Below are 22,557 nucleotides of genomic sequence, written 5' to 3' on the forward strand. Positions count from 1 at the left end.
TATTTGTTATTGTGAGGGAACTCATGCGCAAGAATCGTTCGTTTTTTGCGGCCGCGCTGTTGGTCGCGGTGCTCACCGTGCTTGCAGTAGCGGCAGTGCCGGCGTTGGCTCAGCCGCCGCTGGTGACGTTTAATGTTGACACGGTGATCGATGCGAAGGACGCGTCGCCGGGCGACGGCACCTGCGCGACCGCCGGCGCGGCCTGTTCGCTGCGCGCCGCCATCGAGGAAGCACAGGCGCTCGGCGCCGCCAACGACTATCAGATCAACATCCCGGCCGGGACGTATGAACTGACGCTCGAAGCGTACCCGATCGATGTCGACAACTATGCGCTGTATGGCGGCACTCTGCTGCCGATTATCGACGGGCGGACCATCACGTTTGTCGGCGCGGGATGGAGTACCACCGAGATCCGCCGTGCGTTCATACCCGTGCTGGGGCGCCTCTTCTTGGCCTTTAACTCGAACCTTACGTTCCAGAACTTGTCGTTCAGTGAAGGTATAACGACGAATGTCGACGGGTGCCTGACTTGCAATCACGGTGCGCTCATCAACGCTTCCGGCGGAAGTCTTGCATTCGACCGGGTACGCGCACAGAGTTTCGGTGGCGATCAGCTGCTTAGCGTCGTCTACGGCGAGAACGTATCGAGCGTTTCGGTTGCACGGTCGCGTTTCAACGGCCCCGGTCCTGCGGCGCAGATCGCCACGGTTGCGGCGGGCAACGTGAGTATCACGTCTAGCACGCTTCAAGGCGGGTTAATCGGCGTGGATATTGCCGAGCCCAGTTCTACCGGCACCTACGTAATCGAGAACACCACACTGAGTTCGTCCCCGTATGCGGTTCAAGTGGGCCGGTCTGCCGGCGCGGGCAGCACGGAAGTTGTGATTCGCAATACGACGATATGGGACAGCTTCGTGCGTTCCAACAACACAAGCGCTGAAACTCACACCATGCGGCTGATCAACTCGATCATCGCGGCGACGTCGCCGTGTGGATCAAGTGGCGCTGGAACGACGCTGTTCGTCGGCGAGGGGCGCAACCTCGTCGGGTTTAACGGCAGCCTCGGCGGGTGCCCGGCCACGCCGGAGTTCGAGGTCATCGCTGGCTTGCCCAGTACGGTGATCGACACAACACTCCGTAGTCTGGCAGCCAGTGGGTTTGGCGGACCGACGCAGGTGTTCGAACCGGCGGACAACAGCCCGGCCATTGACCGCGCACTCGGTGTCTGCCCCGCGCAAGATGGCCGCGGCGCGACGCGCAGTATCGGGGCGGGATGCGACATCGGCGCGGTCGAGGCGATTCAGGCGACCTTCACAACGAATTCGCCGGTCACCGAAGGCTCTGGATTCGCGGCCCTCTTTGGTTTCACGGGGGCGGCAGCGTGTCCCGACTGTGCGCGCACGATCAGCGTAGCAACCAGTGATGGCAGTGCGATAGCGCCGGGAGACTACTTGCCTTACACGCTTATCAACCATAATGTCGCCGGTGTTGCATCTTTCACGGTGATTGGCAGTATCGAGGACGATGATGTTGTCGAGCCTGACGAGACCTTCTCAGTCAACGTGACCGACACGGTCGGGTTCTCGCTAATGAGCCCGGCGACGCGGACATACACGATCAGCGCCAACGACGGATCGCTGGCGGGAGTCACCGTCAGCGAGAGCAGTCTGACGATCGAGGAGGGCGAGAGCGACATCTTCACCGTCGTCCTCGACGCCGCGCCGGGCGCCGACGTCACCGTCACCCTGACCGAACCTGCGATCGCGTCGCTCGACAAGACCCTGTTGACGTTCACCGAAGGCAACTGGGATACACCGCAGGTCGTGACTGTCACCGGCTTCGAGGACAGCATCGACGGGTCGGACTCGGTCGCCGACGTAATTGGGGTGACCGTGTCGAGCAGCTTGCCCGCGTATGATCTCGGCGCGCTTTCCGACATCGACGTGACCATCACCGACGACGATGTGTCCGCCGTGGTGTTCGACCCGGCGTCGGTCACGGTCGTCGAAAGCGGCAGCACCGTTGTGAACGTCACGCTGGCAACCTTGCCGGGTGGCGACGTGACCGTCACGCTGACCCCGCCGGCGGAGGTCACGTTCGACGTGTCGATTCTGACGTTCACCAGCGGCAATTGGGACACGCCGCAGGCCGTCACCGTCTCCGGCGTCGACAACCTCGTGGATGCGCCCGATGTCGTGACGACGTTCGCCTACGACGCGGCCAGCGCGGACGCGAAATACGACGCGCTTGCGGGAACGGTCGACCTGACGGTACTGGACGACGACACCGCCGGCGTGACCATCGCGCCGACCGCGCTGAACCTGCTGGAGGGCACGTCGGCCACGTTCGACGTCAACCTGACCAGTCAGCCGACCGCCGACGTGCAGATCACACTGACGTTCGACGCGCTCGACCTCGACGTGCAGCCCAACGTCCTCACGTTCAGCGACCTGACGCCGCAGACGGTTACCGTTACGGCGATTGACGACCCGGTCATCGACAGCGAGACGGTCGACGTCACGTTCACGGCGTCCAGCGGCGACGGTCTGTACGACGGATTCGTGGTCGCGCCGGTCGGCGTGCAGATCACCGATTCGCAGACCAACCTGCTCGTCAACCCGAGCTTTGAGCCGAACGTCCTGCGCGGCGACATCCCTGACGGATGGTCGGGCAAAGACCTGCTGACGTCGGACGGGATCAACTCGAAGGAAGTGGTTGACGGCGTGACGACCTTCCGCTTCCGGTTCACGGGTGCGACTAACGTTACACGGAAGCTAAAGCAGACCGTCAAGTATGACGCTGCGTTTGCCGAGGCCGGCGACGCGCTCGCCTTCAGTATTTGGGCGCGCGGCAAAGACTTGACTACCGGTGGTCAGGTCAAGGTCAAGGTCAAGTATGCTGACGACAACAAGGACAAGGTGACGCTCGATGTCGGCGTGGGCACGACCGTGTATACTGAGCTTACGGCGAACATCCCGCTGACCGGGCCGGTCGCCAAGGTCAAGGTGCAGATCCAGACAGGTTCGCTCGGCTCGATGTGGGTAGACGACTCCGACCTGCGCATCACCGCCGCAGTTCCGCGCCGAGATGCCGTGCTGCCGCCGCCATCGGCCCCAGACAGCTTCCGTCGTAACGACTAGACCATACCTGACATGGAGGGTTAGAAACCATGCTTCGAAAACTCGCGATCCTGATCTTGGTGACAGTCGGGTTCACGCTGCCAGCGCTGGCGCAGCCCGCAGGCGACGTGCAGTTCGACGGAGTCACCGTGGCCTCGTGCAACGGCACAATCATGGAAGGGACGCTGCTGCTGGGCGCAACCGATACCAACGGCAACCCGCTGATTGGCGAGACGCTCGAACTGCGGGCGGGCGGGACGACGATCCCGTTCATATTCAACATCACGCCGATGCCGTTTGCGATTGACGTGCCGTCACTTGCGTCGGGGCCAATCACGATGTCGGTGCGCATCGCTGGCGCGCCGGCAACCGAGTCGGTGACTCGCATTGTGGGGTGCGGCGGCGAGATCCTGCCGCAGGCCAGCGATGACCGCATCAACGCCGGTTACGGCGATTTGCTCGCCGTGCTGTACAACGCCGAGACATCCACCGGCCCCGGAATCGTCGTATACGTCGTGGACGGGACGGTTGGCCGGTCGATCGGCGCATACGCGGGCGTGCTGTTCCAGATCGACACGCCCAGACAGAACACGATCATGGCTGAGCTGGGACCGACCATGTTGATCGCGCTCAGCAGCGGCGAATTCCAAATCAACATCGGGCCGGACGCCGAAGGCAAGGTCTACGAGGTGATCCTCGATGAACTGCCGGGCGAAGCCAGCGCCCTGCGGTTCTACCGCGCGCGGTAGGGTGAACGTAACAAGATACACGACGGGCCGGTCGTTCGACCGGCCCGTTTTTGTTCCGCATACCGCACCATTTCTCACCATCTGCACAGTCGACTTTCTGAGCTTATGTGCTATTGTGATAGGCCGTCCAGACCGCTATACTGCTAGAACGTCTGTGCCACAAACTGCATACCCCCGCTTGGCCCCCTACCAGCCGGAGACTCGAGGTCCTTATGTCGGATAAGATCGTCGTCCATGGCGCGCGCGAACACAACCTCAAGAACATCGATGTCGAGATCCCGCGCGACCAACTGGTCGTCATCAGCGGCTTGTCCGGGTCTGGCAAGTCGTCGCTCGCGTTTGACACGATTTTCGCCGAAGGTCAGCGGCGTTACGTCGAAAGCCTGAGCGCCTATGCGCGCCAATTCCTCGGGCAGATGGAGAAGCCCGACGTTGATCAGATCGAAGGGCTGAGCCCGGCCGTCAGCATCGACCAGAAGGGCGTGAGCCATAACCCGCGCTCGACGGTCGGTACCGTGACTGAGATCTACGACTACCTGCGTCTGCTATATGCCCGTATCGGCATCCCACACTGCCCGGTCTGCGGCGAAAAGGTCGTCGCGCAGAGCGCACAGCAGGTCGTCGACGCCGTCAGATCCCTCCCGGAAGGCACCCGCATCCAGATCCTCGCGCCGGTGATCCGCGACAAGAAGGGCAACCACGAAAAGGTGCTCGAGGACATCAAGAAGCAGGGCTTCGTGCGCGTGCGCGTCGATGGCGACGTGCGCGAGCTCGAAGAAGAGATCAAGATGGATCGCTACAAGATCCACAACATCGAAATCGTAGTCGACCGTCTGGTGATCCGGCACTATGAGGACGCGAACAGCGAGGACGCACAGAACGCCGAGACGCGCCTGACCAACGCCATCGAGACGGCGCTCAAGCTGGGCGAGGGCGTTGTGACGGTCAACACGCTCGGCGACAAGCCCGAGGACATCCTGTTCAGCGAGCATCTCGCCTGTGTCAACGGCCATGGCAGCATTCCGGACATCGAGCCGAGCACGTTCTCGTTCAACACGCCGCGCGGCGCATGCCCGGAGTGTCAGGGCTTGGGCTTCCGGCTTGAGTTCGACCCGTCGCGCATCGTCGCCAACGCCGACGCCAGCCTCGCACAAGGCGCGATCGACGCGAACGGCTGGAACATGGAAGAGCCGGGCTGGACGCGCACGGTGCTCGAAGCGGTCTGCAAGGCGCATGGCATCGACTTTGAGGACACGCCGTGGAAGTTGTTCACCGAGCGCCAGCAGGACGTCATCCTGTACGGCACCGGCCGCGACAAGATCCGCGTCGAGTACTATAACCGCTTCAATCAGCTGCGGGTGTACGAGACCAAGTTCGAAGGCGTGATCAACAACCTGCGTCGTCGCTACAACGAGACCAGCAGCGAGATGATCCGCGAGACGCTTCAGGGGTATATGACGCCGTTCCCGTGCGAGACGTGCAACGGCCGCCGCCTGCGCCCCGAAGCGTTGGCCGTGACCGTCGCTGACAAGCCGATCTACGATGTCACGAATCTTCCCGTGGCCCTGCTCAAAGGCTGGGTCGACAGCTTGCGCGGCAACAACGGCACTGTCGCTTCGCTGAACAACCGCGACCAGCAGATTGCCTACCAGATCCTCAAAGAGATCGAGGAACGCGTGCGCTTCCTCAATGATGTCGGCCTGGGCTATTTGACGTTGGCCCGTGCGGCCGCGTCGCTCAGCGGCGGCGAGGCGCAGCGTATCCGGCTCGCCACGCAGATCGGATCGCGCCTGACGGGCGTACTGTACGTGCTGGACGAGCCGTCGATCGGTTTGCATCAGCGTGACAACGGCAAGCTGATCCGCACGCTGATGGACCTGCGCGACCTCGGCAACACCGTGCTAGTGGTCGAACACGACGAAGAGACCATGCGCTGCGCCGACCACTTGATCGATCTCGGCCCCGGTGCCGGAGAGCACGGCGGGGAGATCGTCGCGCAAGGCACGCCGGACGACGTGATGCAGGTCGTCGGCAGCCCGACCGGCGACTTCCTCAGCGGGCGCTTCCATATCCCGGTGCCGGAGACACGCCGCGAGGGTTCCGGCGGGACGATCCGCATCATCGGCGCAACCGAGAACAACCTCAAGGAACTGAGCGTGGACATCCCGCTCGGCAAGCTGGTGTGCGTGACCGGCGTCAGCGGCAGCGGCAAGTCGACGCTGATCGTCGATATCCTGCACGCTAAGCTGGCGCAGGCCATCAACGGCAGCCGCGAGCGCCCCGGCAAGCACACGGCGATCGAAGGCATCGAGCAGATTGACAAGATCATCAACATCGATCAGTCGCCGATCGGCCGGACGCCGCGCAGCAACCCCGGCACCTACACCAAGATGTTCGACTCGATCCGCGACCTGTTCGCCGAGCTGCCCGAAAGCAAGATGCGCGGCTACGGGCCCGGCCGCTTCAGCTTCAACGTCAAGGGCGGTCGTTGCGAGAACTGTCAGGGGCAGGGGCAGATCAAGATTGAGATGCAGTTCCTGCCGGACATCTACGTCGACTGCGAGGTGTGCAAGGGCAGCCGCTATAACCGCGAGACGCTGCAGGTGCACTTCAAGGGCAAGAGCATCGCCGACGTGCTGGACCTGACCGTGACGGAAGGGCTGGCGTACTTCGAGAACATCCCGACCATTCGCAACAAGCTGGAGACGCTCGACGCGGTCGGCCTCGGTTACATTCGCATCGGTCAGCCGGCGACGCAGCTTTCCGGCGGCGAGGCGCAGCGCGTCAAGCTCAGCCGCGAGTTGAGCAAGCGCGCGACGGGCAGCACGCTGTACATCCTCGACGAGCCTTCGACCGGCCTGCACGCGATCGACGTCAGCCACCTGATCACGGTGCTGCAGACGCTGGTTGACAACGGCAACACGGTCGTCGTGATCGAGCATAACCTCGACATCATCAAAGTCGCCGATCACATCATCGACCTCGGGCCGGAGGGCGGCGACGGTGGCGGCGAAATCATCGCCGAGGGTACGCCCGAAGAAGTCGCGGAGAACGAAGTCAGCTTCACGGGTCAGTACCTGCGGCACATGCTGGCCGGTGAGCCGATTCTGCCCATCCTCTAGCCGCCTCCGGCGGAGTGATGCGTGCTGACTGATGCGTGACAAGGCGCGGGAGACCCCCGTGCCTTGTGTGTTATTCAGGGCCAGTGAGTAAACGCGCTTTTTCCTCGTCGGTGTCGGCTTCCGCATTCCGCCCGATCGCCCGAAAGATTTCTGCCCGCGTCACATAGTATTCGGCATCATCCGGATTGAGTTGAATCGCGTGTGACAGGTCAGTCAAGGCGTGTTCGAGGTCGCCCAGAACCTAATAGGTACAACCGCGATTGCAGTAGTCATCGGCATGGTTCGGATTGAGCCTGATCGATTGGTCGAAGTCTGCCAATGCGGCCGCATAGTCGCCCATCTCGAAGTACGTCGTTCCGCGCGCATAGTATGCGCGAACCTGGTCGGGTTGATCCTCGATGATGAGCGAATAATCTGAGATCGCTTCGTCATACCGGCCAAGCTGCATAAGGCAAAACGCCCGATTTGACCGTGTCACGCTGGCAGCCGGCCGCACGTGGAGCGCATCCGTGAAGTGCGAAATCGCGGCTTCGAAGTCCTCGAGCTCCATGCACATCTCACCCCAGTCCGCGTGTGCCCAGAAGAAAGCGGGATCGAGCCGGACCGCTTCGGCGTAATCGCGATGTGCACGCTCCACATCACGCAAGGTGTGCAGGTGAATAAAGGCCCGATGCCAGTACGCTTCCGCCAGCGTGGGATCGTTTTCGATGGCTGCGCAAACGGCACTGTATGCCGCCGACTTGTCATCGAGCGCGTGCAGAGCGCGACTGCGCACGTAGAGCGCCTCCGCGTTTGTCGGATCAGCGCTCAGGATGTCTCCGCATGTCTCGAGTGCCTGCGCATAACGACGAGCAGAGAAGTCGTTCCAAGCGTCTTGTACTCTAGAAGGTATGGGACGTCCTCCGTGTCAATAAAGTAACCATGTTCTGCCATCCAGCCTATTGTAGACGATCACGCTCTAGAAAAATGCGCTACCGCGTGTGTCGAGGGATGGTTGGTGCGGGAGACCCCCGCGCCTTGTGCATTGGGCTGAGGACGTTCGTCACGGCGAACGTGTTCATATCGACACGGGCGGCTGCCGAAGTTTCGGGTCACACTGAATGATGCGGCACTGCGCGTTCGCTCTGCAGCCGCGTTGGACGCGACGGGGACTCCCACCATGACCACCAAGCCAATCTCGCCGGCTTTGTTCTGGCTCAAGCTGTTTCACACCGTTGTGTTTCTGGCCGTCAGCGCGGCGATCCTCTACATCCTCTACAGCGGGATCGCGAATCAGGGCGGACCGCTGCTGGTCGTGTCTGTCGCCGCCGTACTGGCCGAGTCGGCGGTGTACGTCCTCAACGGCACCCGCTGCCCGCTGACCAACCTCGCCAAGCAGATGGGCGATCATACTGGCAACGACTGGATCGCCGACATCTTCCTGCCGGAGCAGTTCGCGCGGCGCATCCCGCAGGTGTGCGGGGCGCTTGCGGTCATCGGGATCGTCATTGTCGGGCTACGGATCGCGCTCGGTTGACGCAATGATTCGTGCCCACTCATCGGCGCTCGTCTCCCAATACGGATAGATCGCGATCCCGGAGAACGTCTGTGGCGACGCACTTTCAGCGAGACCGTTCCGCAGTCCCCACAGCGCGGCGTCGAGCGTTTCGCCTTGCGTCTGGTGCGATGGGGTCCATTCCTCGGAGGTCGGAATGCCGACGACGAGGTCGGTTGACGAGCCGGCCAGTGCTTCCGTCGCCGTCGCCACCTGATACGTCATCCAGCGACGATAGTCGGCAGGGAACGGCAAACCCGAGTCGTAGGCCATGAGCGCAATCTGATCGACAGTCGCTGCGACATCCTGCAGGTAGGCGACCGACCAGTGATGCGCTGCGGCCGGGTAGGGGATGAACGTCACCGGCCCTGTAAGTCGCAGCGCATGCGCCGTCGTAGAGAGCAGCGCGTCGTCCTGCATCGACTCGCGGATGGCGCGCAGCGTCTCGATCAACGCAGGGTCGCCGTCGGCCGCGAGCTCGGCATTGAGATGGACACCGTCGAACCCGAGTTCGGACACGGAGAACGCCGCAAACTCGGCAAGCGAGTCCCGAATGGAGATGTCCTCAAGCCGGTTGATATCAAGTCCGTCCGGGCCGGAGCCTTGAATCGGAACGCCGATCCACGCCAGCAGCATGATGTCCGGCGCGAGATCGCGCAGCGTGTCGGTCAGTGCGCGCGCATGGTCGAAGGTCGGGTTGAAGGTGTCGTCGGGTCGAAGGTAGCTCACGTAGAAGTAGGCATATTGGATACGTCGGTCAGACAATTCAGCCGCAAGCGCGCGCAGTTCGGCGGAGTCATGCGGCTCCATCGCCCATTCGACTCCGATCCATGCCGCGCGATAGACGTCCGCTGGCAGCACGGGCGGCTCGTGGCCGGGCGGAAGAAACTGGAGTCCGGCGGCGCCGGCCACAGCGATGAGAGCGATGAGAACTGTGCGTGCGGCGGTGCGCAATCGGTTTCGGCCTCCAGTTCTTAAGGATTCACCCTACTGCATAAATCGCATGCGCTTACGCGCATACGGAACTGCCAACACCATATACGACAGTAGGTTTTGCATCAGGAATCCGCAAGGTGCCGTAGACCCGCCGCAGTTTGTTCAAGAGTCCACGCGAGATAACCTTGAATCATGAAGCGACAGGAGCCCGGGTACGTGAGATCGTTCGTTGCTACATGCCTGTTCTTGATGATGCTGGTCAACTTTCCTTTAGGTCAGCAGACCAACGACTTGCCGGTTGTGTCTGCTGCATTCTACACCGGCACGCTGCTGGTCTCCGCTTATGAGGACTCATCGGATGTTGTGGTTACCGATCCGACGGGTCTTTACCAGTCAGCGATGTTCGGCTTTCCACATCCGGTCTCCCACCTTGCCCACACACACGGCCTCTGGTTCGGCGCCGTGCTCCAGAACAATACCCTATACCTGAGCCATCGTGTGACCGGCGAAACGCATTACCTTCTGCCGGATGGGGGCGCGCGTCTCGCTGCCGTGAGCCCCGATACGCGCATGGTTGCGATCGCCACAGCCGACGACAGCGGACGGATTCATATCTATGATATGACGGTCCCTGAACATGCACTGCGTGTGATCAGGCCCCAACTCCGTGATGTAAGGTCATTGGCGTGGCGAGACTCGGATACTCTGGCGATCGCGGGGCCGGACGGCCTCGAGGTCCATAATGTGCGTACCCGCGCGCTCATGGTGCGATCCGTGCTACCCGTCTACCAGATGGCGTGGGCCAGTCTGACGGGGCCTCTCCTCACAGTTGGGGACGGACGCTGGCGAATCTGGGAATACGCGGATAACCATGTCGTCCGAGAAATCTCGTACTTTCCCGAACCGACTCCCTCCATTGCGCCGTACTCCTACGCCGGATGGCTCGATGACGGTGATACGTTTGCGATGACGCTGCCTGACGGGCGAATCGACGTCTACAGCGCCGTGACGGGTGAACTGCTGCTGCAGAGGTGGGCGGATCGCGACGCTCTGGTCCCTTTCGTGCCGACAACTGATGGTTTCGGCTACTGGTCGAACGGGAAACTCGTGACCGAACCGATACCTGCACTTCCTCTTGCTGAGGCTCAGGACCTTTTGGCACTGTTCGACCCAGCCTGTGAGTCGCTGTGCCTTTTCGGAATCGAGCCGGGCATTACGACCTCGTACGAGCTGCGGGCACGTGTCGAACGGGCCGGCGGATACTGGAACGAAAGCGGCGGGTGGCATGGCGTTTTTGCCGATGGAATGGTCAACGACCTCGCAAGCATAAACTTGCCGCGGCAGCGATTTCTGCATTCCGATTTCGGTACGTCAATCGGCGTGTGGGTGCAATGGGGTGTCGTGCAGTTCATCTATGCGCCTATCAACACGACGTTGGATGCGATCATTGGCGCGTTCGGTTACCCGGAATCCGTTAATGACGACTCAGGCGAACTCTGGTTGATGTATAACCAGTTGGGTCTCTACTTCGAGCTGGAGCTGCGTTACCCAAACGCCGGGGTTTCTGTATTTCATAGTCCGCCCAAACTGCACTCTAGAGTGATGCCCGTTGTCCCGTGGATGACCATCGAGCCATGCGCTGCGTATGGGGAATACCCATGCCTAGTCCCGACCGCCACACCGTATCCGGGCTATACAATGATCCCGTCACCCACGAACTGGCCGACAGCGACCCCGATGACGATTACACCGACCGCGGTCGCCGTTCCCGTTGAGGACCCGATCACTGCGATCAGTTGGAACGCCACCGGGGAGCACGTTTTCGCGGTGCACGAGTCCGGCCGGGTTGTCGTTGACCGCAGCGACGGCGTGAAGATCACGGTGCAGATCGCGCCATGCTCGCATTGCGTCACGTGGAGCAAGACAGATGCTGATCATCTACTATTCATTGCCGCCAGTGGGGGTTTGCGCGTGCTCAACCTGAGTTCCCTTGAAGTCGTGAACCAATTCGACATTGTGGACCCTTTTGGTGCCACCTCAGTTGCCGTCGATCCCACTGGGACGCGAATCGCGGTGGGAACCGTAGGTGCGAATGTCGCGCTGACGGTCTACGACCTCGACTCCGGGGCGGCAATTGTCGCTACGTCTATCGCCAGTCGTGCGATAACCCGTGTGACGTGGAGTCCTGGCGGCGAGTTTATTGGCGCGATGGTAAGCGATTTCAACGATGTTGAGTCTCTGCATGTGTGGCAGTTTCTCGATGATGAACAACAGCCAGAATTGGCTGCAGTGCGCATTATCGCCTCCGTAACAGAGTACTTGTGGGGAAAGTCTGCAGACACACTGGTCACAGCGCACGGTGATGAACTTGCATTCTGGCACGTACCGGAATTTGAGCGACAAAGGGCATATAGAAGTCCGGTCAATATTAGCCAGCTGCAGTGGGCGCCCGAAGACCGTCTCTCGTATAACACCGATGGCGGGTTTCGGCTGTATTTCTATGAACCCTCAACAAATTCACTGTTCTACGTGACGGCCAACTATAACTTTGCGGGCGTCATGGCATGGAGACACCCTCATGAACTCGTTACGCTCGCGGACCCGAATACAGGTCAGATCTACACGACGGCATACCGGATTCGACCAGGGTTCATCGTTGCATCTCCAACCCCGACAACAACGCCTACTGCTACCGCTACATTCACGATTGCGCCTTCCCCCAACAATTAAGATCAGCCTCAATTGGCAGGCGCCCTCGGTTGACGGTATACTGCCAAAAGCACTTATCACCGGACAACGTGGGATCAGCGGCAGGAAGGGCGGATTCCGTGAGTCATTTCCCGAACAAATACCTTATCGGCCTCACGGGGAATATCGCCGTCGGCAAAAGCACCGTCCGCCAGATGCTTCAGCACCTCGGTGGCTACCCGATCGATGCGGATTCGCTGGTTCATCAAGCCATGCAGCCCGGCGCCCCCGCCTACAAGCCGATCGTAGACACGTTTGGCGCGTTCATCCTCAACCCCGACAAGTCGATCAACCGGGGCGCGCTCGGCGCGATCGCCTTCAGCAACCCGCTCGCGCTCCAACGCCTTGAACAAATTACGCACCCGATCGTGCGGCAGGCCGTGCTGGCCCTCGTCCAACGTGCTAAGCAGCGCGTCGTCGTCATCGAGGCGATCAAGCTGCTCGACGGCGACTTGGCGAAAGTCGTCGACGAAGTATGGGTCGTCAATGCCAAGCCGGAGACGCAGTACCGCCGCCTGCTTGGCAAACGCAGCATGACGCCCGAAGAGGCCAAAAAGCGCATTCTCGGGCAAGGCTCGCAGGCCGAAAAGCTCAAGAAGGCAAACGTCGTCATCGAGAACGACGGCAATGTCGAAGAGACGTGGAAGCAGGTTCAGAAGGCGTGGAACAACATCGTCAACCGCGCGCTGGACAAGGTGGCGTCCGGCGCCAACCCGCTGGTCACGTCGACCACCGAGACGGCGCCCATTCCACTTCAAATCCCGGTTATGCCGGCCGGCGCGCTCCAAGTCGGCATCAAGCGCGGGATGCCCACCAACGCCGACCGCATCGCTGCGTTTATGACGCACGTCACCGGCAAGCCGGTCAACCGCATGGATGTGATGCTGTCGTTCGGCAACAAGAGCTTCCTGATGGCGCACGACCAGCACGAAGATGTACTGGGCATCATGGGCTGGCAGGTCGAGAACCTGATCACCCGCTGCGACGAGCTGGTGCTCAAGCCCAACGTGCCGGTCAAGCCGGTGATCGACGCGTTCGTCAAAGCGGTCGAAGAATTCAGCCGCGAGCTGGAAAGCGAAGTCGGCTTCGTATTTCTGCCGATGGATGTCGCCAAAGACGTGCCGGCGGCGTTTGCCGTCAACGGCTATCAGACGGTCACGATCAACCAGATCACCGTGCCGGCATGGCGCGAGGCGGTCACCGAAGCCGGTGGCAACAGTCTGCTGGTGCTCGAAAAGCGCCTGCGCAAAGACCGCGTGCTCAAGCCGATCTAGACGCCAGTCTTCAGATTTCAGTCGTCAGTTATCGGGATGATTCGGGCGCTCCCTGTTCAGCGCGAGCGTACATCGGTAAACTGTCTACTGAAATCTGACCACTGAAGACTCTCCCGAAGGGAGCCTGAGATGGACTTCCTCAAACGAATCCCCGGGGCGGCATGGGCTGCGCGGCACCCGAGACTGGCGGCATGGATCGTGCTGTCGGTCGGCATGGTGGCAATCGTCGGCTATGAAGCGCGCGACGCGGGCATGCTGCCGACTCAGTTCATCGCGCTGTTGGTGGCGACCGTGCTGGTCGCCGGCCTATGCGTGTACATCGTCGCGTGGGAAGACAGCGCCGAGCCTGCCAAGTCCGAGGCCGCCGCTCCGACCGAAGTGAAGTCCGACCCCGCGCAGGAGTCGTAACCGATGGCCGACCTCAACCTGATCGACATGGGCAAGCGGGCGAAGGCCGCGGCAGTCACACTCGCCCGGGCGACCACCGACCAAAAGAACGCGCTGCTGCTTGAGATCGCCAATGCGCTGGAGGACAGCGCCGACGCGATTATCACGGCGAATGCCGAAGACCTCGCCGAAGGGCGGGCCAACGGACTGAGCGCGGCATTGCTCGATCGACTTGACCTGCAGAAGCGGCTCACCGGCATCATCAAGGACGTGCGCCATGTCGTCACGCTGCCCGATCCGGTCGGCAAGTCGTGGGACGAGCGCACGCTCGACAACGGACTGAAAGTGTCGCGCCGGCGCATTCCGCTGGGTGTGCTGGGTGTGATTTACGAGGCGCGCCCGAACGTCACCGTCGAGGTCGCTTCGCTGGCGCTCAAGACCGGCAACGCGTCGATCCTGCGCGGCGGCAAGGAGACTCTGCGCAGCAACGTCGCGCTGGTCGCGGCCATTCAGCGCGCGCTGGCGTCGTGCGGATTCCCCGCCGACTGCGTACAGTTGATCGCCAGCACCGACCGCGCGTATGTCGGCCAGATGCTCAAGATGCACCAGTACATCGACGTGCTGATCCCGCGCGGCGGCAATTCGCTGCACGAGTTCTGCCGCGAGAACAGCACGATCCCCGTGATCACCGGCGGCATCGGAATCTGCCACCTGTTCGTCGATGAGACGGCCGATCAGGACAAGGCCATCGCCATCATCGACAATGCCCGCACGAGCAGGCCGTCGGTGTGCAACTCGGCGGATACGGCGCTGGTGCACCGGCGGATCGCAAACGACTTCCTGCCCAAGCTCGTGACCGCCCTGCGCGAGCGCGGCGTGTCGTTCAAGGCTGAACCGCGCGCCTTGCAGATCGTCGGCGATATGGAGGGCGTCGAGCCGGCCGGGCAGGACGACTTCGACACCGAGTGGATGGCGTTGGTGTTGGGCCTAAAGGTGGTCGATTCGCTGGACGAGGCCGTCGAGCACATCCGCGCGCACAGCCTCGATCACAGCGATGGCATCCTGACGCGCGACATGCTCAACGCCGAGCGGTTCGTCAACGAGGTCAACTCGTCGGCGGTGTTCGTCAACGCGTCCACACGTTTCAACGACGGCGGCGCGCTCGGCCTGGGCGCAGAGGTTGCGGTCAGCACGCAGAAGCTGCACGCCCGCGGCCCGATGGCGCTCGAAGAACTCACCACGTACAAGTGGGTCGTCCAGGGCGACGGCCAGGTGCGCTGGTAAGCAGCGGACGGGCGGCAAGGTCGCCAAGCGTTAAAACGCATGGCGAGACGTAGCCCGATAGGCCGATCGTTGGCACCAATTCCGGCAAGTACACGAGTGGGACGACCCGCCGGGCCGCCCCTACATCGCCGATCGTCTCGCAACCGAATTGCCACGCTCAATGCGAGCGTCCTTAGGTCGTCAGTCGGCTTTGAACCTGTTAGCCGGGCGTTTCAACGCTCGGCGCGACGCACGCCATACCCGCGCCACACTTGCCGCGCCTCGCACAATCCGATACGATGACGACTCATTCGCGCGCGTATCAAGAAGGAACGCCCATGACGCACGCCCTTATCACCGGCGGCGCAGGATTCGTCGGCAGCCACTTGGCCGAAAAGCTGATCGCGGCCGGCCAGACCGTGACCGTGATCGACGACCTCAGTACCGGCCGGATGTCGAACCTCGCCAATCTGGTCAAACACCCGCGCTTCCGCTTCGCCATCGAGGACATCCGCAACGTCGTCGTGCTCGACCGGCTCGTCAGCGAGTGCGACATCATCTACCATCTGGCGGCGGCGGTCGGTGTGCAGAAGATCGTCAGCCAGCCGATCGAGACCATTGAGATCAACATCGGCGGCAGCGAGGTCGTATTCAAGACGGCCGCCCGCTACCGCAAGAAGGTCATGCTGGCGTCGACCAGCGAAGTCTACGGCAAGGGTGTCAAGTTTCCGTTCGAGGAGGATGACGACAGCCTGCTCGGCCCGACGACCCGCAGCCGCTGGTCCTACGCGGCGTCCAAGGCGATAGACGAATTCTTGGGGCTGGCATATCATAAAGAGGTCGGGCTTCCGGTCACGGTGTTCCGGCTGTTCAACACAGTCGGCCCGCGCCAAAGCGGCCAGTACGGCATGGTGGTGCCGCGCTTCGTGCGTTGGGCGCTCAACCATCAGCCAATACAGGTCTACGGCGACGGACAGCAGCAGCGCTGTTTCGGCAACGTCTTCGACGTGGTCGACGCGATCGCCAAGCTGGCCGAGGTCGAGGACGCGGAAGGGCAGGTCTTTAACATCGGCAGCGACGAGGAAATCAGCATCGTGGGTCTGGCAGAGCGTGTGCGCGAGCGCAGCGACAGCGCCAGCGAAATCTCGCTGATCCCGTACGATCAGGCGTACGAGCCCGGGTTTGAAGATTTTCGCCGCCGCGTGCCGAGTTTGGATAAGATCAAGCGCGTTATCGGTTGGCGCCCCACCACGGCGCTCGACACAACGATCGATCAGATCATTTCGTACATCCGGGAGAATCCCAATGGCTGAGCTGACCCGCAAAGAGATCATCATGGTACTGAACGGATCGGGCAAACCGCGGCTTGCCGGTGTCGACCTCAGCCAGGAGAACTGCACGCGCCTCGACTTCGAGAACGGCAACTTGCGCGGGGCGAACCTGCGCGGCACCGTCCTGCGCGAGGCGATCATGCGCAGCACCAACATGACCGGCGTTAACGCGGTCGGCGCCAACATGCAGTTCGCCGATCTCAACGCCGCCATCTGCGTGGCCGCCGACTTCACAGTGGCGGCGCTGCAGGGTTCGCGTCTCACCGGCGTCGACCTGACCAACGCGAACGTCAGCGGGGCGAACCTGCAAGGCGCCAACATGACGGGCGCGAAGGTGCAGGGCCTGCGCTTCGACGCCGGCACGACATGGCCGGACGGCAAACAGGGCACCGCCGGCAACCCGAACGACTACACATGAACGATCGTCCAGCACTTCCGGCAAGGAGGGCTAACGGATGGCGCAGCGAGTTAACGTGCGACGGTTAGCCCTCTTTGCGTTAACGGTGGCGCTGCTGGTCGCCGGGGTGTTGTTGACCAGTCAGCCGGCTCAGGCCGATATGAGCGGCGGAAAGATCCGATTCCGCAATGGCTACATCATCCTCAAATTCGACCACACCGGCTCGGCGGTGCATCGGCGTGCTTACATTTCCTCAGACTTCACTGCTCTGGGCTATCACGCAAACCTCATCTACGCGCACTATCTGCTTGAGGACAATCAACTGTATCGTTTCGCTGGATCGACGGTGTCGGAATGGACGTGGACGCCAATTGCATCAGTCTCGTACGTTGTGGACGGCGCGAAGGTTAAGTGGAAGGTCGATGAGGCTCTTATCGACCGCGCCTGTCCGTACGGCTTACACGTAGTTTTCGAGGTCGAGAAATCCCGCGACACCAAAACCATGCTGCCGATCTATAAGTTTGACAACAACTGCGCACTTCCGACGTCTACGCCGACTCAAACCTATACTCCGTCACCGACACCACTGCTCACGTATACGCCGACTCCGCCGTCCACACACACGCCGACATCGACGCCGGAGAAACCCGCCACGGCTACCAACACCCTGACACGCACACCTTCGCCGTCGAATCCAACGGACATACCAACCTACGGTCCGTCGAATACGCCTACGAACACGTATACGGCTACGGCGGCCGGCCCGACGGCCACGCCCTCGAACACGGCCACGTCTACGCCTACGGTTCCTACCGACACGCCATCAAACACGGCTACGCCGTCGAATACGCCTTTGCCCACGTCGACAGGCCCGACGCCCACCTTCACGCCATTAACATTCACCCCGACCCAGTGCGGCGGCGGAGAATGCCCGCTGCCGCCGTTATAGTGTGCGGGTTTTCGCTGCTAGTCGCCCGTCTCTAGCTGCACGACCAGCGTTTCCTCGCCGACGGTCGCGAGGACGACTACGCCGTTTGTCCCCACGATGAGCGGCTTCTTCTGCACGCTGGTCGGAGAAAAGAAGCGCGTTCCGGCATTTTCGATTACCTCAGAGCCGAGAAGGATGATTCCTTCGTCGCTCGGCTCGGCCAGTGCAACGAGATCGGTGCCGACGTCCTCCAATGTCAGCCGAAAATCCACGATCAACAGCCCGCCGTCCGGCAGCCAACCCGCGCTCAGCACAAGTCGGCTGGGCGCCAAGGGCTGTTTGGTCGCGCGCGCTGCAGAGATAACAACGTATCCGTTGTCCTCGATCGTATCGCTTGGCCGAATCGCTTGCATCATCAACTGGTCGCGCACACCCGTTAGTCCCAGAATCGACGTACTGTCCGGCGACACCGATACCGACAAATAGGGGATGCGTTCCCGGGTTTGGGTCGCCAGCAGCTTGGCTTCGTCATCCTCTACGAAATAGGCCCACACACCGGAGAGCGGGCTGTCCAGCAGATCCATGGCGTAGGCCAGATACGATCCGTCCGGCGCCCAGTCCATGTCCATCACGTACCCACGTCCGCCGGGGATGATCGGCAGCTCGGCGATTGGCTCCGGGTCCCCATCGGGCATCGTCAACGCCATGACTTCCGGCGCACCTTCCATCCGGATGTTGTAGCGGACGAACGTCAACCTGCCGTCGGGATGCCATGCCGGCGCAAGGTCGACATACGCGGAGTCCGGCGCGTCGTCGTCGCCCGTGACCGCAAGCGAACCGTCATACCCGTCGTTGGTGACGTTCAGGAGCAGGCGCGTAACGACGTCGAACACCCAGATGTCGGAGTCTCGGAAGAAAACGAACGCGGGTTCAGTGAACGCCACATACCGCTCGTCCGGGGACCAGCGGAACGTCTCGTGGTCGGGGCGGGGCGTGTCGTCATCCCACTGATCACGGATATCGACGCAGTTGAGCCGGGTATCGGGCATAGCGTACACGCAGAAATCGAACCCGGCTGTGTGCAGCATCAGCGTGCCGCTGGGCGACAGATGGGCCGACGTATTGGCCGGTGCGGATAACATCGGCAGCCGCGCGGAGAGCGAGGCAGTCAGATTGGACGGGTCGAGCGGGGGTGCCTCTTGTGCGGCGACAGGAACGACGAGGATGACGATGAATGCTGCAATTGCGATCAAACGGTGCATTGGTGATCCCACGGTGTGAACAATACTGTCCTATACCGTAACACACATTATCAAGCCGCGTGCGTCACCCGCTCATCAACTCCCATCTGGCTACTGAATCCTGTCGACGCGCCCTACGGTGCGCTGATCTCGCGGCGTACCGTCTCAAGGAGCGTCTCGGCGCGGAGCTGCGCGAGCGAGTAACACGGTCCGCCGAGTTGTTCGGCCAGCTTGCTCGCCAGACCTTGATCGAACGCGATGTGCTCCATGTTGATCGTGACCGTGCGGATGTCGTGCTCTTTGATCTGCCGCGCGATGCGATGCGCCTCCTCTTGCGGGGACATCGATGTCGACAGGCTGACGTTGCCGGCGCCGTCGGTGAGCAGGATCATCAGCGGCATGACGTCGGGATTGTTGGTCTGCTCACGGACGATCGTGTCGTAGCTCAATAGCAGGCCGGCCGAAAGCGGGGTCTTGCCGCCGACAGGAATGTCGGCCAGCGCGTGCTTGGCAAGGATGACCGAGTTGGTCGGCGGCAGCACCAGCGTCGCGCGGTCTTTCTGGAAGACCACCAGACCCACGCGGTCGCGCCGCTGATAGGCGTCGGTGAGCAGCGACATGATCGCGCCTTTGGTCGCCTGCATGCGCTCGGCTACCGCCATCGACCACGAGGCGTCGACGACGAACAAGATCAGGTTGGCGGCACGGCGGACACGCACCTTGCGATACAGATCGCCTTTCCGCAAGGCATAGGCCATGCCCGTCTCGGCCTTCTGCTGTTCGCGGGCTTTTTGGTGGACAGCCGCGGCGCGCAAGGTGGCGTCGAAGGCGATGTCGTTGTTCTTGCCGTTGGCGGGGCGGGCCTGCACGTAACGCCCGCGTTTGCGGTCGGTCCGCGTGCGCGAACGGCGCCCGGACTGCCGGCGCGTGATCTTGTCGACCTGCGACTGGAGCTTGCGCGGGGCGAACTCGGTGTCGCTTTCGACCTTCTGCCCGCCTTCCCACCAGTGGCTTTCCTGCGCGCCCTGAAACGGATTCTGCGGCGCTGCCTGCATGTCTTTGACGTCGGGATTCTGCTCAGCGTCCCCGGATTCCGTTACCGGCTGGCTTTTTTTTTGCCATCCGCAGCTTCTTGCTGGGCCGTGGTCTGCGAGTCGCTGTCCGCGTCGCCTTCGCCCATCTCGGATTCGAGCTGATCCATCTGTGCATCGAGCGTGCTGAGGTCGATCTTGGCGTCGGCGAAGGGGCCGCGCTTGAGGCGATGCGGCACGGCCAGCTCGAACGCGATACGGATGTCCTCGCGGCTGACCTGACGGCGCCCGTTGAAGGCGGCGTTGGCGCGCGCGCCCTTGAGGATCACCAGATCGGCGCGGTGGCCGTCAATGTGCAGTTGGCTGGTCATCAGCGCGATCAGGCGCAGGTCGCCACGGGTATATTGCACGTCGTCCACCAGCGCGCGAGCGGAAATGATGCGCTCGGCCAGATCCTTCTCGTCCGGCGCCCACTCCTCGAGGAACCCCTGCGGATCATCTTCGAACGCGATGTGCCGTTCGAGGATCTCGACGCGGGCGCTCGGGTCGGTGATGCCCTCGACCTCGACCGACAGCGCGAAACGGTCGAGGAGCTGCGGACGCAGGTCGCCTTCTTCCGGGTTCATGGTGCCGACGAGGATGAAGCGGGCCGGATGGCTGAAGCTGATGCCCTCGCGCTCGACCACGTTGATGCCCATTGCGGCGCTGTCGAGCAGCAGGTCGACCACATGGTCGTCCAGCAGGTTGACCTCGTCCACGTACAGGATGCCGCGGTTGGCCGAAGCCAGCACGCCGGGCTCGAAATGCCGTTCGCCGCGCTGGATCGCCTTTTCGATGTCGAGCGTTCCGACGACGCGGTCTTCGGTGGCGCTCACCGGCAGGTCGACGAAGCGGATACGACGTTTCTCGGTCGGGATATCGTCGGCAGGTGTAGCGCTGTAGCGTTCGCGGCTGATGTCCGACCACGTCGCGGGGCTGTGCGGATCGTCGTTGAAAGGCGAGTCGGCGATAACGTCGACCTCGGGCAGCAGGGCCGCAAGGGCGCGCGCCGCGGTCGACTTGCCCGTGCCGCGCTCGCCGCGGATGAGCACGCCGCCGATGCGCATGTCGACCGCGTTGAGGATCAACGCGCGCTTCATACGCTCCTGCCCGACGATAGCCGTAAACGGGTAGACGAACCGTGCCATATGATGCCATCCATTCAGATTTTGTTGAATGCAACGCAATTATAGGAGGGGACGGCGCACGCGGCAATGCCCGAAACAGACCACGACCGGGGGTATTTCGATGCTGCCCCGCGGGAATGGAGGCTAGCCGTTGTTGCGCAGGAAGTCGACCAGCAGGCGTTTCTTGTCCTTCACGTGCTCGCCAGAGTCGAGGAATGCTACTAGCTTGCCGTAAACGCTGCTCAACTGGTTGTCGATCGTACGCGGAGACTTGCCAAGCGCGACCGCCAATTGACCGTTGGTGGAGTAAGGGTACTTCATCAGTGTCTCGACGACGTTGCGCTCTTCGTCGCTGAGTTTGACCATAAACAGCGTGCGCGCGTCGCGCCGCATGGTGAGGAAGTCCTCGACGTTCTCCGGGGCCATGCCCGGCGCAAAGCGGGCGGCGACCAGCGGCAGATCGACCAACTGGACGTGGCGGCGCTCGCGCGGCTTGATGTGGAACTTTCCCGGGACGATCACGTGGTCGGGCGAAAGCACGACCCACACCCGGTCGGCATGGCCGAACAGCACGTTGGCGGCGAGCGTGGCATAGATGCTCATCGCCTTACGCCCGCTTGAGACCAGCAGGTGCACGGTGTGCTTCTGCTTCAACTCGCGCAGCGTGTCGTATAGGTGCCGGAAGTAGTCCTCCGCGGCTTCCCGGGTAGTCAGCTCGGACAGAGGACGCCCGTCGGCATGACGCACTTCACGCCAGTCGACAGGGATCTCATAGTCCTTGTCGAGGACGCCTTTCAGCGACGTATAAGCATCCGCGATATTTGCCGCGCGTGGGTCCGTATGGATAACGATTGATCGATGAATGCGGACCGAGTCCATGAGTGCGTCGAGCGCGACCGTGATGGCTTCTGGTCGCTGGCCCAGCGTGGCCACAAATACATCTGGCATTCGGTAACCGGAACTGTCCTAATCAAGTAATGACATTACGTTGTAAATATACAGCGTGCGTCGGTGGTGTGCATGAGTGGTATTACCTAAATTCGCGTGCCATTGTTAAGCCGTATTCGGTACCGGTCGAAATCCGCATCGATCAAATAGACTGTGACAGCCGAAAGTATCGCCGGTTCGCCCTACTTGTTAAAGAGTTCATACATTACGTTAGTTTCGTCCATCCGAGCATCCAGCCTCGAAACATAAGCAAGAGATGAGGCGCGAGGCGATGCCTGGCGTGGTCTTGCACGGGACGGAGAACAGCTTAAGCGTCAGGGTAACGGACCGGGGTGGTTCATCGTTTACTCACATATCGAAGCCTGCGATGTGCCGGTCTTCAC

17 protein-coding genes are annotated in these 22,557 nt (G+C 61.8%); 11 read left to right on the plus strand and 6 right to left on the minus strand.

All coding sequences use genetic code 11. From position 1 onward, the window contains the following. Positions 1–23 precede the first annotated feature (23 nt). The 3 genes from IPM16_20940 (at position 24) to uvrA (ending at position 6,990) form a co-directional block, all read left to right on the plus strand. Positions 24–3,140: a hypothetical protein gene (locus IPM16_20940; GenBank protein MBK9125572.1), complete on the plus strand. Its 3,117-nt coding sequence runs from the start codon at positions 24–26 to the stop codon at positions 3,138–3,140. Positions 3,141–3,169: 29 nt separating this feature from the next. Beyond that, positions 3,170–3,868: a hypothetical protein gene (locus IPM16_20945; GenBank protein ID MBK9125573.1), complete on the plus strand. Its 699-nt coding sequence runs from the start codon at positions 3,170–3,172 to the stop codon at positions 3,866–3,868. A gap of 212 nt (positions 3,869–4,080) precedes the next feature. Continuing rightward, positions 4,081–6,990 carry an excinuclease ABC subunit UvrA gene (gene uvrA, locus IPM16_20950; protein MBK9125574.1) on the plus strand — a complete coding sequence of 970 codons (2,910 nt, stop codon included), beginning with the start codon at positions 4,081–4,083 and terminating at the stop codon, positions 6,988–6,990. A 241-nt stretch (positions 6,991–7,231) separates the two neighbouring features. Here the strand turns inward: uvrA and IPM16_20955 are convergent, their stop codons facing one another. Continuing rightward, entirely contained in the window at positions 7,232–7,765 is a 534-nt protein-coding gene (locus IPM16_20955) for a tetratricopeptide repeat protein (protein MBK9125575.1), read from the minus strand. 384 nt (positions 7,766–8,149) lie between these two features. Between IPM16_20955 and IPM16_20960 the strand changes: the two genes are divergently transcribed. Next, a complete protein-coding gene (locus tag IPM16_20960) occupies positions 8,150–8,506 on the plus strand; it encodes a hypothetical protein (GenBank protein ID MBK9125576.1) in 357 nt (118 codons plus the stop codon). Here the strand turns inward: IPM16_20960 and IPM16_20965 are convergent. Beyond that, on the minus strand, positions 8,486–9,478 hold the full coding sequence (locus IPM16_20965; protein MBK9125577.1) for a hypothetical protein: 993 nt from the start codon (positions 9,476–9,478) through the stop codon (positions 8,486–8,488). The two genes, IPM16_20960 and IPM16_20965, sit on opposite strands and share 21 nt — an antisense overlap. A 228-nt stretch (positions 9,479–9,706) precedes the next feature. Here IPM16_20965 and IPM16_20970 point away from each other — a divergent pair, with 228 nt between their 5' ends. The 7 genes from IPM16_20970 to IPM16_21000 all read left to right on the plus strand — a co-directional run bounded on the left by IPM16_20970 (position 9,707) and on the right by IPM16_21000 (position 17,809). Continuing rightward, positions 9,707–12,190: a WD40 repeat domain-containing protein gene (locus IPM16_20970; GenBank protein ID MBK9125578.1), complete on the plus strand. Its 2,484-nt coding sequence runs from the start codon at positions 9,707–9,709 to the stop codon at positions 12,188–12,190. A 98-nt stretch (positions 12,191–12,288) separates the two neighbouring features. Beyond that, positions 12,289–13,482, plus strand: a complete 1,194-nt coding sequence (locus IPM16_20975) for a dephospho-CoA kinase (GenBank protein ID MBK9125579.1) — start codon at positions 12,289–12,291, stop codon at positions 13,480–13,482. Positions 13,483–13,611: 129 nt separating this feature from the next. After that, the gene (locus tag IPM16_20980; GenBank protein MBK9125580.1) at positions 13,612–13,890 is read left to right on the plus strand and encodes a hypothetical protein; all 279 of its coding nucleotides are present in this window, start codon (positions 13,612–13,614) and stop codon (positions 13,888–13,890) included. A gap of 3 nt (positions 13,891–13,893) precedes the next feature. Further along, entirely contained in the window at positions 13,894–15,153 is a 1,260-nt protein-coding gene (locus IPM16_20985) for a glutamate-5-semialdehyde dehydrogenase (protein MBK9125581.1), read from the plus strand. A gap of 317 nt (positions 15,154–15,470) precedes the next feature. Then, positions 15,471–16,445, plus strand: a complete 975-nt coding sequence (locus IPM16_20990) for a GDP-mannose 4,6-dehydratase (GenBank protein MBK9125582.1) — start codon at positions 15,471–15,473, stop codon at positions 16,443–16,445. Next, positions 16,438–16,881 carry a pentapeptide repeat-containing protein gene (locus IPM16_20995; protein ID MBK9125583.1) on the plus strand — a complete coding sequence of 148 codons (444 nt, stop codon included), beginning with the start codon at positions 16,438–16,440 and terminating at the stop codon, positions 16,879–16,881. Before IPM16_20990 ends, IPM16_20995 begins: the two co-directional genes overlap by 8 nt. Before the next feature lie 37 nt (positions 16,882–16,918). Then, a complete protein-coding gene (locus tag IPM16_21000) occupies positions 16,919–17,809 on the plus strand; it encodes a hypothetical protein (GenBank protein MBK9125584.1) in 891 nt (296 codons plus the stop codon). 17 nt (positions 17,810–17,826) lie between these two features. On the opposite strand, the gene IPM16_21005 is transcribed toward IPM16_21000, so the two are convergent. The 4 genes from IPM16_21005 to IPM16_21020 form a co-directional block, all read right to left on the minus strand. Then, positions 17,827–19,050, minus strand: coding sequence for a PD40 domain-containing protein (locus IPM16_21005; protein MBK9125585.1), 1,224 nt, complete (start codon positions 19,048–19,050; stop codon positions 17,827–17,829). A gap of 113 nt (positions 19,051–19,163) precedes the next feature. Beyond that, positions 19,164–19,961, minus strand: coding sequence for a VWA domain-containing protein (locus IPM16_21010; protein ID MBK9125586.1), 798 nt, complete (start codon positions 19,959–19,961; stop codon positions 19,164–19,166). A 164-nt stretch (positions 19,962–20,125) separates the two neighbouring features. Next, positions 20,126–21,247: an ATP-binding protein gene (locus tag IPM16_21015; GenBank protein ID MBK9125587.1), complete on the minus strand. Its 1,122-nt coding sequence runs from the start codon at positions 21,245–21,247 to the stop codon at positions 20,126–20,128. 123 nt (positions 21,248–21,370) lie between these two features. Beyond that, a complete protein-coding gene (locus IPM16_21020) occupies positions 21,371–22,174 on the minus strand; it encodes a hypothetical protein (protein MBK9125588.1) in 804 nt (267 codons plus the stop codon). Between the last annotated feature and the right edge of the window lie 383 nt (positions 22,175–22,557).

The sequence above is a fragment of the Candidatus Flexicrinis affinis genome (assembly GCA_016716525.1).
GTDB lineage: Bacteria > Chloroflexota > Anaerolineae > Aggregatilineales > Phototrophicaceae > Flexicrinis > Flexicrinis affinis.

Coding starts and splice junctions, on each gene's coding strand:
- IPM16_20940 (MBK9125572.1), top strand. CDS start 24: ATGCGCAAGAATCGTTCGTTTTTTGCGGCCGCGCTGTTGGTCGCGGTG.
- IPM16_20945 (MBK9125573.1), top strand. CDS start 3,170: ATGCTTCGAAAACTCGCGATCCTGATCTTGGTGACAGTCGGGTTCACG.
- uvrA (MBK9125574.1), top strand. CDS start 4,081: ATGTCGGATAAGATCGTCGTCCATGGCGCGCGCGAACACAACCTCAAG.
- IPM16_20960 (MBK9125576.1), top strand. CDS start 8,150: ATGACCACCAAGCCAATCTCGCCGGCTTTGTTCTGGCTCAAGCTGTTT.
- IPM16_20980 (MBK9125580.1), top strand. CDS start 13,612: ATGGACTTCCTCAAACGAATCCCCGGGGCGGCATGGGCTGCGCGGCAC.
- IPM16_20985 (MBK9125581.1), top strand. CDS start 13,894: ATGGCCGACCTCAACCTGATCGACATGGGCAAGCGGGCGAAGGCCGCG.
- IPM16_20990 (MBK9125582.1), top strand. CDS start 15,471: ATGACGCACGCCCTTATCACCGGCGGCGCAGGATTCGTCGGCAGCCAC.
- IPM16_20995 (MBK9125583.1), top strand. CDS start 16,438: ATGGCTGAGCTGACCCGCAAAGAGATCATCATGGTACTGAACGGATCG.
- IPM16_21000 (MBK9125584.1), top strand. CDS start 16,919: ATGGCGCAGCGAGTTAACGTGCGACGGTTAGCCCTCTTTGCGTTAACG.
- IPM16_21005 (MBK9125585.1), bottom strand. CDS start 19,050: ATGCACCGTTTGATCGCAATTGCAGCATTCATCGTCATCCTCGTCGTT.
- IPM16_21015 (MBK9125587.1), bottom strand. CDS start 21,247: ATGGCACGGTTCGTCTACCCGTTTACGGCTATCGTCGGGCAGGAGCGT.
- IPM16_21020 (MBK9125588.1), bottom strand. CDS start 22,174: ATGCCAGATGTATTTGTGGCCACGCTGGGCCAGCGACCAGAAGCCATC.